Origin of the sequence: Chroococcidiopsis thermalis PCC 7203, assembly GCF_000317125.1 — a bacterium.
Classification (GTDB): domain Bacteria; phylum Cyanobacteriota; class Cyanobacteriia; order Cyanobacteriales; family Chroococcidiopsidaceae; genus Chroococcidiopsis; species Chroococcidiopsis thermalis.
Genome location: NC_019695.1, coordinates 1116363 through 1133741, shown reverse-complemented (window position 1 = coordinate 1133741; position 17379 = coordinate 1116363). Strand labels below are relative to the sequence as shown.

The window sequence follows — 17379 nt, the reverse complement described above, 5'->3', positions numbered from 1 at the left end:
TAACGGTTAATAGTTGATAGCAAGACGCGATTGACAATACACAATTGCCAACCACCAATTACCAATTACCAATCACCATCTACTGAAAAATGTATCCTAAAGACCAGCTGATAATTAAGCCGAGCAGACCGACTCCGAGGAGAATGGTTAGCATATAGGCTTGCGATTGACCGGAGATAGTGTACTTCAAGCTTTGACCGCTAAAGATGGTGACAATGCCAACTAGATTTACTAAGCCATCTAAGATGTAGCGATCGATCCAGGCGGAAATTTTGGAGATCGAATTCACTGCCAAAACAACGGTGACTTTGTAAACCTCATCTACATAGAAATCGTAGCCCAACAAGTCTTGCAAAAATCGCCACTGCAATTGCACGGGTCGCGACCAAGCTTTATGCAGGTATATTGTCGAGCCGATTGCCAGCCCTAATCCACTTGATGCCATTAAGAGAGTAACTGCTTGCCAGTTGATGTTTTCCCAACTCGGTAACAATCCCCACTGCTGTAACATCAACGGAACTAGCAGAGTTACTATTGTCAGCGACACCATAGGTAAAGCCATATGCCACATGACCTCTGGAGCGCGACGAGTTTTTGGCTGCGGGTCGCCCCAGAAGACGAGTCGGAAGACGCGAGTGAGATTGAGTGTCGTTAAACCATTAACTACGAGCAATACGCCGACAACCCAAGGGCTAACTATCCAAAAGCCGTTTGTCCATTGCACCATTGCCCAGAAGCTACCCAAAGGGATGAGCGTCACTAGTCCGGCTGCGCCGACGACAAAAGCCGTTGTGGTGGCAGGCATCCGCGACCACAAACCTCCCATTTCCGTTAAATCTTGGGTGTGCGTGGTGGCAATGATCGAGCCTGCACTCATAAATAGTAATGCCTTGGCGATCGCGTGGGTAAATAGCAACATCAGCGCTACGCCACCCTGTTGCAAACCTACCGATAAAAAGACCAGTCCCATGTAGGCGCTAGTGGAATGGGACAGCGCCCGCTTAATATCAATTTGGGCGATCGAAACTAACGATGCTCCTACTGCCGTCATCGTGCCGAGAATGACCAAAGCTTGAGATGCCACAGGTGAGAGCGCTAATATGGGCTGCAATTTATACAAAACATACGCACCACCTGATACCACCATCGAGTTTCGCAGCACGGAAGCGGGGTTAGGACCTTCCATTGCTTCGTCTAACCACAAATGCAAAGGAAATTGAGCGCACTTTCCTGCTGGGGCGGCAATTAAAGCTATGCCTAGTAGTGTTGATGTTAAAGGCGATAGTTGAGCTGTCTGCGCCCACTCGTATAAATCGGAGAAGTTGAGGCTGCCTGCAAAGGAGGCAAGGGTAACAACACCCATTAGCAGCAGTATGTCCCCTACTCTTTTGGTTAAGAAGGCATCCCTTGCTGCCGTCACTACCAATGGCTGAGCATACCAAAAGCCTACCAGTAAGTAGGTAGAAAGCGTCAGCATTTCCAATAGAGCGTAACTGAGGATCAATGAATCGCTCAAGGCTAAGCCCGATAGCGCTGCCTCAAAAAATCCGAACAAAGCAAAAAACCGCGCTATGGCATAATCTTTCTCCATGTACCCCAAGGCATAAACTTGTGCTAGCAGACTCAAACCAGTAATTAAAACTGCTGCACCAAGGGTAACTGGCGACACGTCCAACGCAAAAGATAAATCTAAGTCGGCAGCTTTGAACCAGGTAAAGAGAAAGCTCTGTGGCTCTTGATTCCACATATCCCTCAAGAGGATAACGCTGTGGATAAAAGCTACCACTGTCATTAATAAGTTTAGATAAGCGGCAGGTCTTGGTCCAGTGCGACGCACTATCCCCATTGCCCAAGGTAAGGTGAGGACTGCACCAATCAAGCCGTAGAAGGGAACCCACCAACTATTTATGAATAAAAACTGCGTCATTTGCAATTTTCCTACTTATTTGCAACTAAAAAAAATTTTATTTGGGAGCAATTCTAGTTTTCTCAGTAGAGACGTTTGAAGTTTTTTAATTTCTGTTTGTCAATCTCGTTCGGACTATTTTTGTTCTCTGAATGTTTTTGTTATTAATAGTTTTTCCTTACAAAATGTAGCCGGGTAAGTATTTTCTCAAATGATTTGCACTCTTGCCAAATTTCACTCTTTGTATTACTCGTGCAAAACTGATTTAGCTTGAGTGTAGGCAATTATAGCACCCAAGCAGGCGAGATTTCGTCGGTCAGTGGCGATCGGTCAGTAAAAACTCCTAAACCCATCAGACGTGACCTTCGGCAATCGCTCTAGAGGCTGAAGTTGCCGAGTTATAAGTTTGCTTTATCTAAATGTAATTAAAAAATTATAAAACAAAAGTAGAATAGCGATAAACAGGGGCGGTTTAGATGTCAGATCGAGCGGAAAATACACCGTTAAGTTTTTTTAAACATTCTCATTCAAAATTATCATAATGATTTATATTGTCAGGGGAGCAAAGCTTCCCTATGCTTATTTCAGGAAGACTTTTTTCTAATTAAGAATGGGTATTCTCGTCAAAAATTTACTGTCAAACTAAATCCACTAGGTTTACTTACGCGCCATCAAGGAGAAGAGTAAAAATGCCGATCGCGGTTGGAATGATTGAGACCAAGGGCTTTCCCGCAGTTGTTGAAGCAGCAGATGCGATGGTAAAAGCTGCCCGTGTCACTCTAGTGGGTTACGAGAAAATTGGTAGCGCTCGCGTCACGGTGATCGTGCGGGGCGACGTTTCAGAAGTACAAGCTTCGGTTTCCGCTGGCATTGAAGCAGCTAAAAGAGTCAATGGTGGTGAAGTTCTCTCCACGCACATCATTGCCCGTCCCCACGAAAACCTCGAATACGTACTGCCAATTCGCTATACCGAGGCTGTAGAACAGTTCCGCACTTAGCCGCGATAAATCCTCAGCTTTCAGTTTTTCAGTTTGATAACCTTACGCTACTTTCAGTTACGGAGTAAAACAAAATGGCAATCGCAGTAGGAATGATTGAAACGTTGGGCTTCCCCGCAGTTGTGGAAGCAGCAGACGCGATGGTAAAAGCAGCTCGCGTCACTCTGGTGGGCTATGAAAAGATCGGTAGCGGTCGAGTCACGGTGATCGTACGAGGCGATGTTTCGGAAGTGCAAGCTTCGGTATCCGCTGGTATAGATTCCGTCAAGCGCGTGAATGGCGGACAGGTCTTGTCTACCCACATCATCGCTCGTCCTCACGAAAACCTAGAATACGTGCTGCCGATTCGTTATACAGAAGCTGTAGAACAGTTCCGCGAGAGCGTCAGCGGTATCCGTCCTTACAACAGACCGTAACCCTGAATGCAAATCGCTCAAGTTCGGGGTACGGTTGTCAGTACCCACAAAGAACCAAGTTTGCGAGGAGCCAAGCTACTGTTGTTGCAATTTATCGATGCTGACGGTCGCCTGCTACCTAAATATGAGGTAGCAGCCGATTGGATAGGTGCTGGTGTAGATGAGTGGGTTTTAGTTAGTCGCGGCAGTGCTGCCCGTCAGATCGACGGCAATCAATCGCGTCCCCTAGATGCATTGGTAGTAGGAATTATCGATACTGTCAGCGTAGACAATCGCAACCTGTACAGCAAAAGAGAGCAAGACCGATCGAGCTTTCCTTAGGCGATCGCGGCAAAATCAATTCATAGCAACAGGATATTTCAGAGGATTTTAACGTATGGTAGCCCGCAGCTATGCTGCCCCGCCTACCCCCTGGTCAAAAAATTTGGCAGAGCCACAGATTGACGAAACTGCATACGTACATTCCTTTTCCAACGTGATTGGGAACGTCCATATCAGTTCTAACGTCCTAATCGCGCCAGGAACTTCAATTCGCGCCGATGAAGGCACTCCTTTTCATATCGGTGCAGGCACGAACGTGCAGGATGGGGTAGTGATTCACGGACTGGAACAAGGTCGCGTGATCGGGGACGATGGCAAACAATATTCGGTATGGGTCGGGAAAAATACTTCCATTACTCATATGGCGTTGATTCACGGACCGGCATACGTAGGAGACGATTGCTTCATCGGCTTTCGTTCCACCGTATTCAACGCCAGAATTGGTAATGGTTGCATTGTCATGATGCACGTTCTGATCCAAGATGTAGAAATCCCGGCTGGGAAGTACGTACCTTCGGGAGCGACGATTACCAACCAACAGCAAGCCGATCGCTTACCCGACGTGCAACAAGTAGATCGAGAGTTTGCGCGTCACGTCATTGGGGTCAATAACGCGCTGCGATCGGGTTATCTTTGTGCTGACGATAAGGCTTGCATCACCCCCATTCGCGACGAGTTGTCACAACCTCAAGCGGATGGGGATAAAGGCGTTAATGGGAGTGCTAGTGGAATCATGGGTAGAAGATTGAATACAGAAGCAGTGGAGCAAGTGCGACACCTATTGTCGCAAGGATACAAAATCGGGACAGAACACGTAGACCAGCGCCGTTTCCGCACTGGGACGTGGAAGAGTTGCACGCCACTCGAACCTCGCTCGGAGTCAGAGGCGATCGCAGCTTTAGAATCTTGTTTGGCAGAACATGAAGGCGAATACGTCCGGTTGTTTGGGATTGACCCCAGACGCAGGCAACGAGTATTAGAAACAATTATTCAAAGACCTAACGGACAAGCCTTAATCCAAAGTAACGGCGCGGCGAGAGTTACCGTACCACCAGCTAGTAGCAGCTACCGCAGTAGTGCGGCTAGCAGTGGCAGCTATGGCGGAGGCTCGACAGGCAGCTCCAAACTCGATTCCGAGACCGTAGAGCAAATTCGTGGTTTGCTGGCACAAGGCTATCAAGTTGGGACAGAACACGTAGACCAACGCCGCTTCCGTACCGGTTCTTGGGCTAGCTGCGGCACAATTAACTCTAACCAGGTATCTCAGGTTATTTCAGCCGTGGAAGCCAGCCTCGCTGAGTTTTCAGGGGAGTACGTGCGCTTGATCGGCGTTGACCCCAGACGGAGACAGCGGGTACTAGAAACCATTATTCAGCGTCCCGACGGACCAGTGATTTCTCACTCAGCAGGTCATTCAGCAGGTCATTCTAACTACGCCTCTGCTCCTTCATATGGTAATGGCAGTAGTTCCAATTCGGGTAGGGTAACGAGTTCTAAGCTGGGGGGCGATATTGTAGACCAAGTACGCCACCTATTGGCAGCTGGGCATACAATTGGCTCGGAACACGTAGACCAACGCCGTTTCCGCACTGGTTCTTGGCAGAGTTGTAGTCCGATTACTACCAGAAATGAGTCAGAGGTAGTGAACGCGCTGGAAACTTGTCTGGCTAACCACCCTGGTGAATACGTCCGGTTGGTCGGGATTGACTCTAAACAAAAACGACGGGTGCTGGAAACGATTATCCAACGTCCATAAGATGAGGGAGTAGGGAGTAGGGAGTAGGGAAAAAGAAGGGGGGCTAGGGGCTAAGGAAGGGCAAGAGGACAAGAGGACAAGGGGAAATAACAACATAACTCATTCCCTCACTATCTCCATCACCTTGTCTTCCTCCTCTTCTCCGACTCCCGACTACGCGGTTCCGATGGCGAGGAAACCTCGCCCTCCACCCGCTTCCCGACTCCCGACTCCCGTTCAAAGGATTTAATCTAGATGTCTTTATCGCCACTACACCCAATTGGTAACTTTAATTCGCATATCAGTGGCGAGGTGATAATCGATCGCACGGCAGCGATCGCTCCTGGGGTAGTTTTCCATGCCGACCCAAACAGTAAAATTATTATTGCAGCAGGAGTATGTATTGGCATGGGAGTCGTGCTGCACGCCCATGACGGAAATGTAGAGATCGAGACGGGAGTTAATCTCGGAGCTGGGGTTTTAGTGGTAGGTAAAGCTACAATCGGAGCAAATGCTTGCGTCGGTGCGGCAACGACAGTTTTTAATTGTTCTGTCGCTCCCAAACAAGTGATTCCTCCAGGTTCTTTGCTAGGAGATACCAGCCGTCACTTAACGGTAGATTCTACTGTTGAGGTTGAAGCAGCACCGACACCGCCAACTGATGCAACTCAGCCATCGCCACCAACATCGGCAACACTTGGAGCAACACCTGAGTCTAACGGTCAGATGGCTGGATCGGCACAAAGTCAACTAGAACCAACTCAACCGAGTGGCGATCGCATTGTTTATGGTAAAGCTTCCATCACGCGGTTGATGGCAACGTTGTTTCCCCATAGTCAATCATTGAACCAACCACCACCAGATACTCCTCCATCTCAAGGAACCTAAGTCAAGGCAATTTTAGATTTGGAATTTGGATGGGATTAACTTTATCTGTAAATAGGATGAAGCCGGAAAATGCCCAGACTGACGATTTTAGAATTATTCTGACTTGCGTTGTCGCGGTACGCACCGACAAATCCTCATTTAAAATCTAAAATCTAGAATCTAAAATCGGTTAGATCTACCATGCAGACACAGAATCAAGGGTTCGCCACTTCTGGGCAAGAACATCGGGTACAAAACTTTCAGGAAATGGCTTTAGGCTTGGTATCTACCCGCAGCTTTCCCGCAATTGTCGGGACGGCAGACATGATGCTCAAGACTGCTGAAGTCACCCTAGTAGGATACGAGAAAATTGGCGGTGGGCACTGTACGGCGATCGTGCGCGGTCGTACTGCCGATGTTCGCCTCGCCGTGAGGGAAGGTGCGGCAACGGCTGAAAGCTTTGGCGAATTAGTTTCCTCATTAGTCATACCTCGCCCTTTGCCGAATCTAGAAGCTGTATTACCAATTGGTCTGCGCTTGCAACAATTGACCGCAAGAGGTTACAGCCGCCTCAGTCATCAAGCTGTCGGACTGCTAGAAACACGGGGATTTCCTGCAATGGTAGGTGCAGCCGATGCCATGCTCAAAGCTGCCGACGTGCAACTTGCTTCCTACGAACGCATTGGAGCTGGGTTGTGTACCGTCATCATTCGCGGTAGCGTATCTAATGTTGCCGTCGCTGTAGAAGCAGGAATGTACGAGGCAGAACGGATTGGCGAACTCAACGCCGTGATGGTGATTCCTAGACCCTTGGACGATTTAGAACAGACCTTACCACTGGCAAGCTGCTGGATCGAGCAACAGCAACCTTTACAACTACCACTCGCCATCAAGGAGAAGGAAAAGGAAAAAGAACTCGTACAATTACCAGATTTAGCTAATTTGCCCGTGCCACTTAAAGAAGAAGAAATCATCCCTCGCGATCTGTAATTGCTGCTATTGACAGCTCGTCATAAGAACTAAGGAAAAGCATCGCACGCGCTGATGAAATGTCGGTGAAATTCTGCGGCTGGTGGGCTAGACCATTCACAGGAGAAGAGTAAATCAATTCCCTACACCCCATAGCGACGTGCAACGCTGCTTGGAAGTCATCTTACGCTCTTTCAGTTGTAAAGAATGGTAACTCATATTCACTATAAATAAAAGCCATAGTTTTTAATAGGTATTATAGGTACATATCTATAATTCAATCTGCTAGGAGAATAGCAGTGAAGCAAGCAACGCTTCACCAATTAAAGGTGTTTGAAGCTGCGGCGCGCAATGGTAGCTTTACCCGTGCCGCAGAAGAGTTATTTTTAACCCAACCGACTGTTTCCATGCAGGTGAAGCAGCTAACCAAGGCGGTCGGTCTACCTCTATTCGAGCAAGTGGGTAAGCGTCTCTACCTCACGGAGGCAGGACGAGAACTATTTGCTACCTGTCGGGAAATTTTTGAGAAACTCGCTCAATTTGAGATGACGGTAGCAGATTTGAAAGGTTTGAAGCAGGGGAGATTGCGACTTGCGGTCATTACCACTGCCAAATACTTCGTACCGCGCCTGTTAGGACCATTTTGCCAGCTTTACCCAGGGATTGATATCGCCTTACAGGTAACGAATCATTCAGGGATTGTCGATCGCCTGAAGGAGAATCTGGACGACTTGTATATCATGAGTCAGCTACCAGAACATCTCGATATCGGTTTCCAGCCATTTTTAGAAAACCCCTTAGTCGTGCTTGCGCCAGCCAATCATCCGCTGGCAGGGGAAAAAAATATTTCCTTGCAACAATTAAGCGAAGAACCGTTTATCCTGCGCGAACCAGGTTCGGGAACGCGCACGGCGGTACAGAAGCTCTTTGACGAGCAGGGGATTAAACTGAAAGTTAAGCTCGAATTAGGCAGTAACGAGGCAATCAAGCAGGCGATCGCAGGGGGTTTGGGTCTTTCCGTCCTCTCGCGCCACACCATCATCCCAGAATCCGCTAATCCAGAATTAACCGTGCTGGATGTGGAATATTTTCCCATTGAGCGCAACTGGTATATGGTTTATCCTGCTGGCAAGCAAATGTCTGTCGTCGCCCGTACTTATTTTGAGTATTTGTTAAATGCTGCCCAGCAAATTGTAGAACAAACAAAAGGAACGCTGTAGAGACGCTGGCGATCGCATCTCTCATTTCCTTTTTATTGGTATTGGTGTCCATCACGCCGATCTCAAAGCAGTTTTTGATTGCAGATCGGTAGGGCGCACAGCTGTGCGCCCCTACTACAAATATTGCGCCCCTACAAACGTATCGCATTTCAATGGGAACGCTATATCCGCCCCTCTGAATTGGGCTGAATAGATTTGGTGTCTGCAAAGAAACTGTAATAATCGATTAAAGAAAGTATTTAAAAATAAAAACGATTTAATCGAATGGCAATCTACTTTTACAAGGTATGCGAACCCTACGGGTGTTTTTCTAACTTTTCACCCCACTCGATCGACATCCAGGGTACTTACTGGTCAACAGTAGAGCATTATTATCAAGCACAAAAATTTGTCGGTAGTGCTAATGAAGCCATTATTCCTATCATTCATGCTGCGGCAACACCAGAGCAAGCTGCCGCACTAGGACGCGATCGCACTCTTCAAGTTCGTTCCGATTGGGAACAAGTCAAAACCCAGGTCATGCACGTCGCCGTGCGCCAGAAGTTTCTGACCTATCCCGATATTCAATCGATTTTGATTGCAACTGGAGACGAATTACTGGTAGAAAACTCGCCGACTGATTACTATTGGGGCTGCGGTTGCGATCGCACGGGTCAGAACTATCTGGGGAAGATCTTGATGAGCGTGCGTCAGGAAATTCGAGAAATAGCTCAGATCGGCGATCGGGCGCTGCACGACTACCAATAACTTATTATCTATTCCCCCAATTCACTTTTCAAAACTTAACTTTTACCGAAAAGGTAAAGATTATTTTCTAACATATTACCTTTAAAATTCATAGTGATAATTTAGTAATTGAAGCAAAAGAGCTTCAATTGGCAGATTGAAAAGCCAACTTCTATTGAGTTAAGAGGTAAACAAGAACTGCTGATTTCTCTTCTGTCCGATCGAATAAAAATAACACCCAACTCACAGGTTGATATTTCCTCAAATACGCGCAAATAGGGGGCAATATATCCGAGCTTGCTATACTAGTATTAATTTACTAGTATTAGTAAGGTAGAGTTCAGAATATCCCTACCTAAGCTTGAAAGACAGAGGAAATTCCTCAGCTAGTGCTAGCTTGGGTGTTATTGTTTTACGGTTAAATCGAGAATGGCAATCATTGCGCTCAAAGCTTGGTTTCTAGAAAAATACGAGCCAGTTAAAGAATTAGAAAAACGCACTCACGATTTGCGATTGAGTAAGAATAGTCTGTTGAAATCGGGATTGAGAGCTGATTTTTTAAACGACAGCGAGGAAGTTAAAAAATCGGCATGGTTTCAGCGCTATTTAGAAGGAGAGGCTGTCGAGTTTTATATTGAGGGTAGCGGTGGTTACGTTATCTCGAATATTGACTTAATCAGTCACGAAATTTACTTTACTAAGCAAGCGGTATCTGCTCTACAAGACCCGACAATTTTTTTATCTTACCAAATAGAATATAGCGCAGCTAGCGAAGTTTTGCGGGAAGGATTGCAACAAGCCCTAGAAACATTAAATAAGCGATCGCGCTTACCTATATCCTTAGTAGAATCTTATCGTTCTAAAGAGAATCCGCTCCGACTCAATCGCCAAATGCTGCTCAACATTCGTAAAAGTTTACTATTTATTGCCGATAGTACGCCAATTACGAGTATTTCTCAAGAGGACAGCAATCAGTTAATTCCTAGCCCTAATGTTTGTGTAGAAATTGGCTATGCGATTCAAACAAAACGTTCCGAGCAAATTTTACTCGCACACATGCAGCGAGATTTAGAAGGACAATTACCCTTCGATTTACCATCTTTACAAACTCTACAATTTAAAGACGGTAAAGAATTAAATAAAATTTTGCCCAAAACAATTGAAAACCAGTTACAGAGATATAGTTTGTTTTCCTAATTTGTTTTTCTACACGAAATTGCGATTCGGAAATGAGGGGCGTACATCTGTACGCCCCTCTGTCATAGGGAGGAATTCCCTACTTGATGTTCGGTTTGCACGTATTGAGACTCTTTGCAAAATATTGTTACTTTTATTTACATAAAGTTACACAACTTAAAGCGAGGTAACAGCGATGACTATTCTAATTGCACTATTGGTAATCGGTTGGGTAGCAGCTTCTGTCATCGGAACCCAAGCATATTTTTTAGGAGAGCAAAGAAAACCGATCCACGATCGCAACTGGCGTAGTAAGTCTTTTGAAAAGTTAGCCAAATCTATCACTGGTACTGATATAGATTACAGCGATCGCACTCCGGCATACCGGATGGATGCTTATACGAGCAATAATTTACCTGGTTAATGTTAAACGCCTTAGGGGCGCACATCTGTGCGCCCCTACGTGTAAATTGCAAATAAATTACAAAGGACGATAAACTCGGTAGTTGATTTCGGGGAAGATATTATCCATTTGTTCTACCTTCTCCAACCAGCCGCTGTCGATTTTGCCGATTTTGACATCCTCGTAGAGCTTATTAAAGCGCATCAAGTGCGATCGCGTCCTTCTCACCGCATAAGGAACCATCGTTCCCGTTCGCATGATAAACGCCCAGTCGGAAGACTGCGCTAGTAACAACTCTCGCGCTGCCTGATTCAACGCCTTCCATTCCAACTCATCAACGGGTTCGCGGTAGGCAATTTCGATCATTCGTTCGGCGGCTTTGTGGAGATGCGGATAAATCCAAGCATTGGTCTCGTTCAACCAGTATTCGTGAAATCCCTTGTAACCCCAACTCGATTGCGAAGGACGACACACTTGCTGAGTCGGGTTTTCCTGTAAATAATCCGCTAAGTGCGTCATTTGATAAGTCTGCTGGTCATACCAAGACTTACGGAATAGGTAATCGATAAACCAAGGACCTTCATACCACCAATGCCCGAATAACTCCGCATCATAGGGCGAGACAATAATCGGCGGACGGTGCATAATGCCGTGTAAATGTCGAGCCTGCTGTTCGCGGTTGTACATGAAGTTGCCAGCGTGTTCTGCTGCCTTTTCCCGCGCCCAGTAGGGGTCATAGAGTGCTTTATCGCTCAACCCCAGACCGCGACCAGTGATTTTATGGTATTTAATCCCCGTATTTTTCCGCTGTCCGTTGGGCATGATATAGGGCTTGATGTACTCATACTCGGCTTCCCAACCTAAATCTTTGTAAAATTCGCGATATTCAGATGCGCCAGGATAACCGACTTCTGAAGACCAAACCTGCTGAGATGATTCGTGGTCGCGACCGAAAGCAGCTACCCCAGTCTCGGTAAATATGGGCGCGTAAGAACCAAAGCGAGGACGAGGGCGGGCGTAAAGAATTCCATGCCCATCGGTGAGGAAGTAGCGCAAGCCAGCATCGGCTAACATTCGCTCTAACCCCTCATAGTATGCACATTCAGGCAGCCAAATTCCTCTAGGAGGTCGTCCGAAAGTTTGCTCGTAGTGTTCGCAGGCGACTTGAATCTGCGCCCAGACTGCCTGGGGATACATCTTCATCAACGGTAAGTAGCCGTGAGTAGCGCCACAAGTGATGATTTCTAGGTTGTTGCTGTCTTGAAACTGCTTAAATGCCGTGACTAAATCGCCGTTGAAGCGTTCCCAATATTGGCGAATTTGATTGAACTCACTGACGTAATGTTCGGCAAGGTAGCGAATGTGACCGTTGTGAGCGTTACGTTCTGCCTCTAGCTCCACTAACTCTTCCAGCTTAGCTAAATGAGCGTCAAACCGTTCTTGGAGTAGAGGATCGCGCAGCATTGACACCAAAGGGGGTGTCATGCTCATCGTAATCTTAAAGTCGATTCCGTCTCGTTTTAATCCTTCAAATACCAGCAGTAAAGGGACGTAGGTTTCCGCGATCGCTTCATAAAGCCATTCTTCCTCCAGAACGTAGTCACTTTCTGGGTGGCGCACGAAGGGTAGGTGAGCGTGGAGGACAAGAGCGACATAGCCAATAGCCATAATGAAATTTAGAAATGTTAGGTGAACGGGTATCGCAATGAAGGAACCAGGGAAAGTCAAGCCGCTTTAACAAATTTTATGCCGAAAGCGGGATCGGAAGCGTAGCAAAAGTGCGAGATGACAAGAAAATCTAAAATTTCTAGGTAAAGATCGATCCCCTAGCAGAGTCCATAGAATCTTACACCTTGAGGGGGATAGCAAGCCAATCGCTTTTTCGTTACAACCACAACAGGTAAAGTTCGTCTCAACAGTGGTGAACAATGGACGATAATTCGCGACAGCCAGCTCGATCGCCAGCCTCAGTTGAAGAAGTTAAAGTGCAAGTCACGCCTTCTCAAAACAATCAGGCAATGGAGGCGCAGCCAGTCTCAGCTTCCAGAGAAAAAGCGGCTGGTGAATTGTCGTCCTTTTCTAAGACATTAGGTCAAGCAGTAGGAGCGATCGCCCAACTGCCAGAAGCAGCTTTACAACAAGTCCACGATTGGCTCTCTCCAGCGACGACAAAAGCTGGAGAAGCGATCGAGTGGGTAGGGAATAACTGGTTCGTGCGACGGATTAGTCGCTTCCTCAACCTCAATTGGTTGATTGGGGCAACCGACAGTGTAGATTTAGCCAAAGCAGAAGCAGCCGTCAAAAAACTACAGCAAGAGCATCCCGAAGAGTCTCCCGAACAAATCGCTCACCGAATTATGGTGGAAAAAGCTACCCGTGCTGGGGGTATAGGACTTGCTACCAGTTTCTTGCCAGGGGTAGCACTGGCACTTTTAGCAGTCGATTTAGCTGCAACCACCCAACTGCAAGCGGAAATGGTGCATCAAATTGCTGCTGCCTACGGACTCAGTTTAAAAGACCCTAGCCGCAAAGGAGAGGTATTAACAATTTTTGGCTTGGGACTGGGAGGCGGTCGGTTACTAAGGCTAGCGGGTTTAGGGGTATTACGTAACGTCCCTTTTGCTGGAGCGTTTATTGGCGCGAGTTCTAACGCTGCTATGCTTTACTCCTTGGGATACGCCGCGTGTCGCTTCTATGAAGCCAAATTGAAGTCGCCAGAAACCCTTAACTCCAAAACAGGAATTGCTCAACTCGAACAGCAAAGCAAAAAGTATCTGGAAACGGCGATCGCCCAAGAAGCGGTAATGGATCGAATCTTAGTCCACATGATTCTCGCCAGTCACCCAGAAAAAACTTGGTCGGAAATCCAACCACAGTTAAAGCAGTTAAATCTCAGTCCTTCTTCCTTAGAGGCAATCTCCAGAAATATTCAGTCACCCCAACCTTTAGAGGTGCTTTTAGAGCAGCTCAACCGCGACTTTGCGATTTCCTTATTGGCTCAGTGCTGCCGCATCGCTCGCTTGGACGAACGCAAAACACCTGAAGAAGACCGGATAATTCAGGCGATCGCGACTAAATTTAACCTGAACTTAGAGCAGATTGAATCGAAGTTGGAGACTCCCTAAATACGGTAGGCAATGCCCACCCTACTGTGACACAATTATGCCGGAGCGATTGAAAAATCTGGTGGGCAATGCCCACCCTACGGTTACAAAATTATGCCGTAGTTATTGAGAGTAAATTTAAACTCTAAAATCAGCCGATCGCTCTTTTGAGGCAGAATTCCTTTATGGAAGCAGGAGGGATCTTCGGCAAAACCAACCCCAGCGCGATCGCAAATTGTCGCGATATTTTTGTCACCGTAATATTCTTTAATTTCACTATCTTCTCTTTCTCTCAGTAGCGAAAACTGGTGACTTAGCTTTTTATTTCTATGACTGCCTTTCACACAAACGTGGGGACCACCGAACAAATCGACATCTGTGAGATAGAACATGAATTTCACACAGGTGTAATCTTCCAGATCGTAGTGAAACTGATAAAAACCTTGAGCGCGACCCTCAGCGGGTGCATCGTTCACAAAAGTCCACCATAGCTGAGTGCAGGCAAGCATTGGTTGACTGCCAAAATATTTTGCCGCAATTTCCCACAGCTTCCGATCTTCTGCTAATTTCCTAATTGCCATACATTGAGATGTAGGCTCAAAATTGTAGCCGATCCTAAAACTTTTGCTAGATTTCATTTCTTGCACTCTTCGATTCGCCAGCGAGAACGGAAATTGTAAGTCTCCATTTCCGTAGTATGTCGCTGTTCTGGCAAAATCTAGAATCTCTTTGAGTATATGTGGTGGGATCGTAATCCCCAAATGCAAACCATCGCTGTTTAAAGCTTTAACCGCCCGATCTGGATCGAGATCTGTAAAAACAGAATTTTCTTTAAGAAAATCAATTTTTATAGGTTTTTTAGTTAAGTGCAACACCAAAAAACGAATAATCTGAATGCGGCTAAATGCAAACATCAGCAACCACTGCGGCTGCTTGAGCGAGATTGCCGAGTATTGTAAAAACCTTCGTTGCAACTTCAGCCATAGTTTTTGAGAATTAATTAGTGAAATCATTTATTTTCGTGAATTCCCTACGATCTTCTAAGAACTGCATGGCAAGAGAATACGATTGCCTGTTGCTACTACTTCTGAGCGGTACGATCTAGCTTAGAGGTGACGCAACATAACACAATGAAATTGAACCAAAATGAGGTTGTTGTGCCAACCCAGACATTCCTGAATTGCTTTGAAATATTAGCTTGATGGAGATTCGGAGTCAGGTGTTAATTTATGGCTACACATCCCGCCGCTGAAATTTCGTCCTACTCAATGAGAATCGGGGTTAAATGAGCAATAAGTAATGTTAAACGACTAACACTGTAAGTATAAAAGACTACCAAAAAATAATAATAGCTATACCGATAACTTTACGATCTTTTTAAATAAATCCAATGCTCCAGGTACAAATCATAAGATATTGTAAAGACAATAGTTCAATCTATCCGGTAATTTACGGTAATTAAGGCGTGTAAATTCTAGCTGTACTTTTCACTGTGATTTAAGGCAATAGAAATCGCAATTGAAGTGCAAAACCATAAATTAAGCAGTGCGGCAGCTAGAAAATCGAATCGCGATCGAGATGACTTCAGAAATCAATTTAGGAAGATTTAGAGGGGCAATTACCTTGTAGTCGAGAGCAAAACTATCAAAACTCTGTTCTTTTCTTTTTGACTTTTGCTTCACAATCCCTGTATTTTTCAGTAAAATTCATCACAAAAACCAAATAGAACAATCGATACAATTACATCAAACGAGCAATTAAGAGGTAAACAAATGCTGCCTGAAATTACGCAAAAACTCTTAGCAGCAAAACAAGAAAAAGGGATGTCCTTTGTCGATTTAGAAAAAGCAGTCGGTAGGGATGAAGTTTGGATTGCCGCAGTCTTTTACCGTCAAGCTAGTGCTTCTCAGGCAGAGGCAGAAAAGATTTTATCGGCGATTGGGCTACCGACGACATTAGCACCAGAACTAACAGAATGCCCGCTCAAAGGTTTAGGTCCAGTCGTACCGACAGATCCGCTCATATATCGCTTCTATGAAATCATGCAAGTGTATGGAATGCCACTCAAAAGCGTGATTCATGAAAAATTTGGCGATGGCATTATGAGCGCAATTGACTTTACTTTAGATGTAGAGAAAGAAGAAGACCCCAAAGGCGATCGCGTCAAAGTGATCATGTCGGGAAAATTTTTACCATATAAAAAGTGGTAAAAATTCAGTTATCTAATTGATAACTGTTCACTGGTCACTGATAACTGTTACTTGAGGCAAACGTCCTCCTAAACCAGTCATGAGTTGTAAGGCAGATCGCTTGACAATAGGTACGCGCCGCAAAACCCACAAGCCGAATTGACGAGCGATCGCCACGGGTAAATAATTATTCGAAAACGTCCGATCTAATAAATCGGTAAAACCCAAAACCACTGAATTTTCTCGCTTGCGCCAGCGTTCGTAGCGTTTGAGTACCTGCAAGCTGCCGAGATCTTCTCCTTGACGAGTGGCTGTTTGTAGCACTTCAGCTAAAGCCGCAGCATCGCGAATTCCTAAATTCAAGCCTTGTCCGCCCACGGGATGACAGCAGTGAGCGGCATCGCCCACCAGTGCCAAACGCGGCAACACATACCGATCGCTTTGCATCAACTGCACCGGAAACATAAAGCGATCGCCTTCTAGTTGCAGTTCTCCCATTTGAGTGCCATACCTGCGGGTGAGTTCGGCGAGAAACCGCTCGTCATCCAATTCCAATAAAGCTTTTGCTTCGGCATGAGGAGCAGTCCAAACAATACGACAGCGATTTCCTGGCAGAGGTAGAATGGCAAAGGGTCCACTCGACCAGAATTTTTCATAAGCTGTGTTGTTGTGGGGTTTTTCAGGCTTGACAAAAGCGACAATACAAGACTGCCAGTACTGCCAGCCCCAGGTTTTAATTCCCGCATTTTGGCGAATCCGCGATCGCGCCCCATCCGCTGCGACTAACAACCGCGTGCAGATCTGCCGTGACTTCCCTGAGACATTGAGTGTCAGCTCGACTCCATGCGATTGAAACTCAGTTCGCACCACCTCTACCGGACATAGATACTCCACGTTGGAGCATTCGTGCAAAAATTCCTGTAGCGGCGTTAATAAAGCTTGGTGTTCGGCAACGTAACCGATAACCTCTGTCCCCAAATCTTTTGGATGGAACTCTACCACGTTGGGGCGATCGGCATCGGAAAGTTTGACATGGTGAAACGTTTCAATTCCAGGCAGAATTTTATCCCAGACACCGATTGCCGATAAAATTAGTCGCGAAGACATGTGAACGGCGTATGCTTGCCCCTTCATCGCTGCTACGGAGTATGGCTTTGCTTCAATGAGTGCCACCCTCAACCCCGAATTTTTCAAGGCACAGGCAAGGGTTAAGCCCACAATTCCACCACCGACGATCGCCAAGTCGTAGTCAAAACCGTTATTGGGTGCGATCGCTTGCGGAGGTGAAACTGATTGCGAAAGTTGCTCGAACGCCATGTCTAACAAAGTATATCGAGTTGATTAAGAAT

At 46.1% G+C, this 17379-nt stretch carries 16 protein-coding genes; 12 read left to right on the top strand and 4 right to left on the bottom strand.

All coding sequences use genetic code 11. The features are described 5' to 3' along the window. Positions 1-79: 79 nt before the first annotated feature. Entirely contained in the window at positions 80-1927 is a 1848-nt protein-coding gene (locus CHRO_RS05005) for an NAD(P)H-quinone oxidoreductase subunit F (protein WP_015153093.1), read from the bottom strand. Between the two features lie 668 nt (positions 1928-2595). Here CHRO_RS05005 and CHRO_RS05000 point away from each other — a divergent pair. From CHRO_RS05000 to CHRO_RS04955, 10 genes are all read left to right on the top strand, one after another. Further along, on the top strand, positions 2596-2904 hold the full coding sequence (locus CHRO_RS05000; protein WP_015153092.1) for a carbon dioxide-concentrating mechanism protein CcmK: 309 nt from the start codon (positions 2596-2598) through the stop codon (positions 2902-2904). Between the two features lie 74 nt (positions 2905-2978). Further along, positions 2979-3320 (top strand): carbon dioxide-concentrating mechanism protein CcmK, encoded by a 342-nt coding sequence (locus CHRO_RS04995; RefSeq protein ID WP_015153091.1) that lies wholly within the window; start codon positions 2979-2981, stop codon positions 3318-3320. Positions 3321-3326: 6 nt separating this feature from the next. After that, entirely contained in the window at positions 3327-3641 is a 315-nt protein-coding gene (gene ccmL, locus CHRO_RS04990) for a beta-carboxysome shell vertex protein CcmL (RefSeq protein ID WP_015153090.1), read from the top strand. A 55-nt stretch (positions 3642-3696) separates the two neighbouring features. After that, positions 3697-5397, top strand: a complete 1701-nt coding sequence (ccmM, locus tag CHRO_RS04985; RefSeq protein WP_015153089.1) for a beta-carboxysome scaffolding protein CcmM — start codon at positions 3697-3699, stop codon at positions 5395-5397. 234 nt (positions 5398-5631) lie between these two features. Further along, complete coding sequence (gene ccmN / locus CHRO_RS04980) at positions 5632-6264, top strand: beta-carboxysome scaffolding protein CcmN (RefSeq protein ID WP_015153088.1); 633 nt, start codon at positions 5632-5634, stop codon at positions 6262-6264. Positions 6265-6444: 180 nt separating this feature from the next. Further along, on the top strand, positions 6445-7233 hold the full coding sequence (gene ccmO, locus CHRO_RS34710) for a beta-carboxysome assembly protein CcmO (protein WP_015153087.1): 789 nt from the start codon (positions 6445-6447) through the stop codon (positions 7231-7233). A gap of 278 nt (positions 7234-7511) precedes the next feature. Then, positions 7512-8432, top strand: coding sequence for a LysR family transcriptional regulator (locus CHRO_RS04970; protein WP_015153086.1), 921 nt, complete (start codon positions 7512-7514; stop codon positions 8430-8432). A gap of 264 nt (positions 8433-8696) precedes the next feature. Next, the gene (locus CHRO_RS04965) at positions 8697-9179 is read left to right on the top strand and encodes a riboflavin biosynthesis intermediates N-glycosidase (RefSeq protein WP_015153085.1); all 483 of its coding nucleotides are present in this window, start codon (positions 8697-8699) and stop codon (positions 9177-9179) included. A 408-nt stretch (positions 9180-9587) separates the two neighbouring features. Beyond that, positions 9588-10355, top strand: coding sequence for a hypothetical protein (locus CHRO_RS04960; protein WP_015153084.1), 768 nt, complete (start codon positions 9588-9590; stop codon positions 10353-10355). A 175-nt stretch (positions 10356-10530) separates the two neighbouring features. Beyond that, positions 10531-10758, top strand: coding sequence for a photosystem II protein, Psb35-related (locus CHRO_RS04955; protein WP_015153083.1), 228 nt, complete (start codon positions 10531-10533; stop codon positions 10756-10758). A gap of 57 nt (positions 10759-10815) precedes the next feature. Here CHRO_RS04955 and CHRO_RS04950 read toward each other — a convergent pair whose 3' ends face one another. Continuing rightward, positions 10816-12405 carry a glycoside hydrolase family 57 protein gene (locus CHRO_RS04950; RefSeq protein ID WP_015153082.1) on the bottom strand — a complete coding sequence of 530 codons (1590 nt, stop codon included), beginning with the start codon at positions 12403-12405 and terminating at the stop codon, positions 10816-10818. Positions 12406-12665: 260 nt separating this feature from the next. Between CHRO_RS04950 and CHRO_RS04945 the strand changes: the two genes are divergently transcribed. Next, positions 12666-13862 (top strand): hypothetical protein, encoded by a 1197-nt coding sequence (locus tag CHRO_RS04945; protein WP_015153081.1) that lies wholly within the window; start codon positions 12666-12668, stop codon positions 13860-13862. An 83-nt stretch (positions 13863-13945) separates the two neighbouring features. Here CHRO_RS04945 and CHRO_RS04940 read toward each other — a convergent pair whose 3' ends face one another. After that, positions 13946-14854, bottom strand: a complete 909-nt coding sequence (locus CHRO_RS04940) for a phytanoyl-CoA dioxygenase family protein (RefSeq protein WP_015153080.1) — start codon at positions 14852-14854, stop codon at positions 13946-13948. A 759-nt stretch (positions 14855-15613) separates the two neighbouring features. Here CHRO_RS04940 and cynS point away from each other — a divergent pair. Then, entirely contained in the window at positions 15614-16051 is a 438-nt protein-coding gene (gene cynS, locus CHRO_RS04935) for a cyanase (RefSeq protein ID WP_015153079.1), read from the top strand. A 27-nt stretch (positions 16052-16078) separates the two neighbouring features. Here the strand turns inward: cynS and CHRO_RS04930 are convergent, their stop codons facing one another. Then, a complete protein-coding gene (locus CHRO_RS04930) occupies positions 16079-17347 on the bottom strand; it encodes an FAD-dependent hydroxylase (protein WP_015153078.1) in 1269 nt (422 codons plus the stop codon). Between the last annotated feature and the right edge of the window lie 32 nt (positions 17348-17379).

What these genes read in the sequence shown, in the direction of transcription:
- ccmN (WP_015153088.1), top strand. Translation starts at nt 5,632, where the DNA reads ATGTCTTTATCGCCACTACACCCAATTGGTAACTTTAATTCGCATATC.
- ccmM (WP_015153089.1), top strand. Translation starts at nt 3,697, where the DNA reads ATGGTAGCCCGCAGCTATGCTGCCCCGCCTACCCCCTGGTCAAAAAAT.
- CHRO_RS04945 (WP_015153081.1), top strand. Translation starts at nt 12,666, where the DNA reads ATGGACGATAATTCGCGACAGCCAGCTCGATCGCCAGCCTCAGTTGAA.
- CHRO_RS04940 (WP_015153080.1), bottom strand. Translation starts at nt 14,854, where the DNA reads ATGATTTCACTAATTAATTCTCAAAAACTATGGCTGAAGTTGCAACGA.
- CHRO_RS04955 (WP_015153083.1), top strand. Translation starts at nt 10,531, where the DNA reads ATGACTATTCTAATTGCACTATTGGTAATCGGTTGGGTAGCAGCTTCT.
- CHRO_RS04930 (WP_015153078.1), bottom strand. Translation starts at nt 17,347, where the DNA reads ATGGCGTTCGAGCAACTTTCGCAATCAGTTTCACCTCCGCAAGCGATC.
- CHRO_RS04995 (WP_015153091.1), top strand. Translation starts at nt 2,979, where the DNA reads ATGGCAATCGCAGTAGGAATGATTGAAACGTTGGGCTTCCCCGCAGTT.
- CHRO_RS05005 (WP_015153093.1), bottom strand. Translation starts at nt 1,927, where the DNA reads ATGACGCAGTTTTTATTCATAAATAGTTGGTGGGTTCCCTTCTACGGC.
- ccmL (WP_015153090.1), top strand. Translation starts at nt 3,327, where the DNA reads ATGCAAATCGCTCAAGTTCGGGGTACGGTTGTCAGTACCCACAAAGAA.
- CHRO_RS04950 (WP_015153082.1), bottom strand. Translation starts at nt 12,405, where the DNA reads ATGGCTATTGGCTATGTCGCTCTTGTCCTCCACGCTCACCTACCCTTC.
- cynS (WP_015153079.1), top strand. Translation starts at nt 15,614, where the DNA reads ATGCTGCCTGAAATTACGCAAAAACTCTTAGCAGCAAAACAAGAAAAA.
- CHRO_RS04965 (WP_015153085.1), top strand. Translation starts at nt 8,697, where the DNA reads ATGGCAATCTACTTTTACAAGGTATGCGAACCCTACGGGTGTTTTTCT.
- ccmO (WP_015153087.1), top strand. Translation starts at nt 6,445, where the DNA reads ATGCAGACACAGAATCAAGGGTTCGCCACTTCTGGGCAAGAACATCGG.
- CHRO_RS05000 (WP_015153092.1), top strand. Translation starts at nt 2,596, where the DNA reads ATGCCGATCGCGGTTGGAATGATTGAGACCAAGGGCTTTCCCGCAGTT.
- CHRO_RS04960 (WP_015153084.1), top strand. Translation starts at nt 9,588, where the DNA reads ATGGCAATCATTGCGCTCAAAGCTTGGTTTCTAGAAAAATACGAGCCA.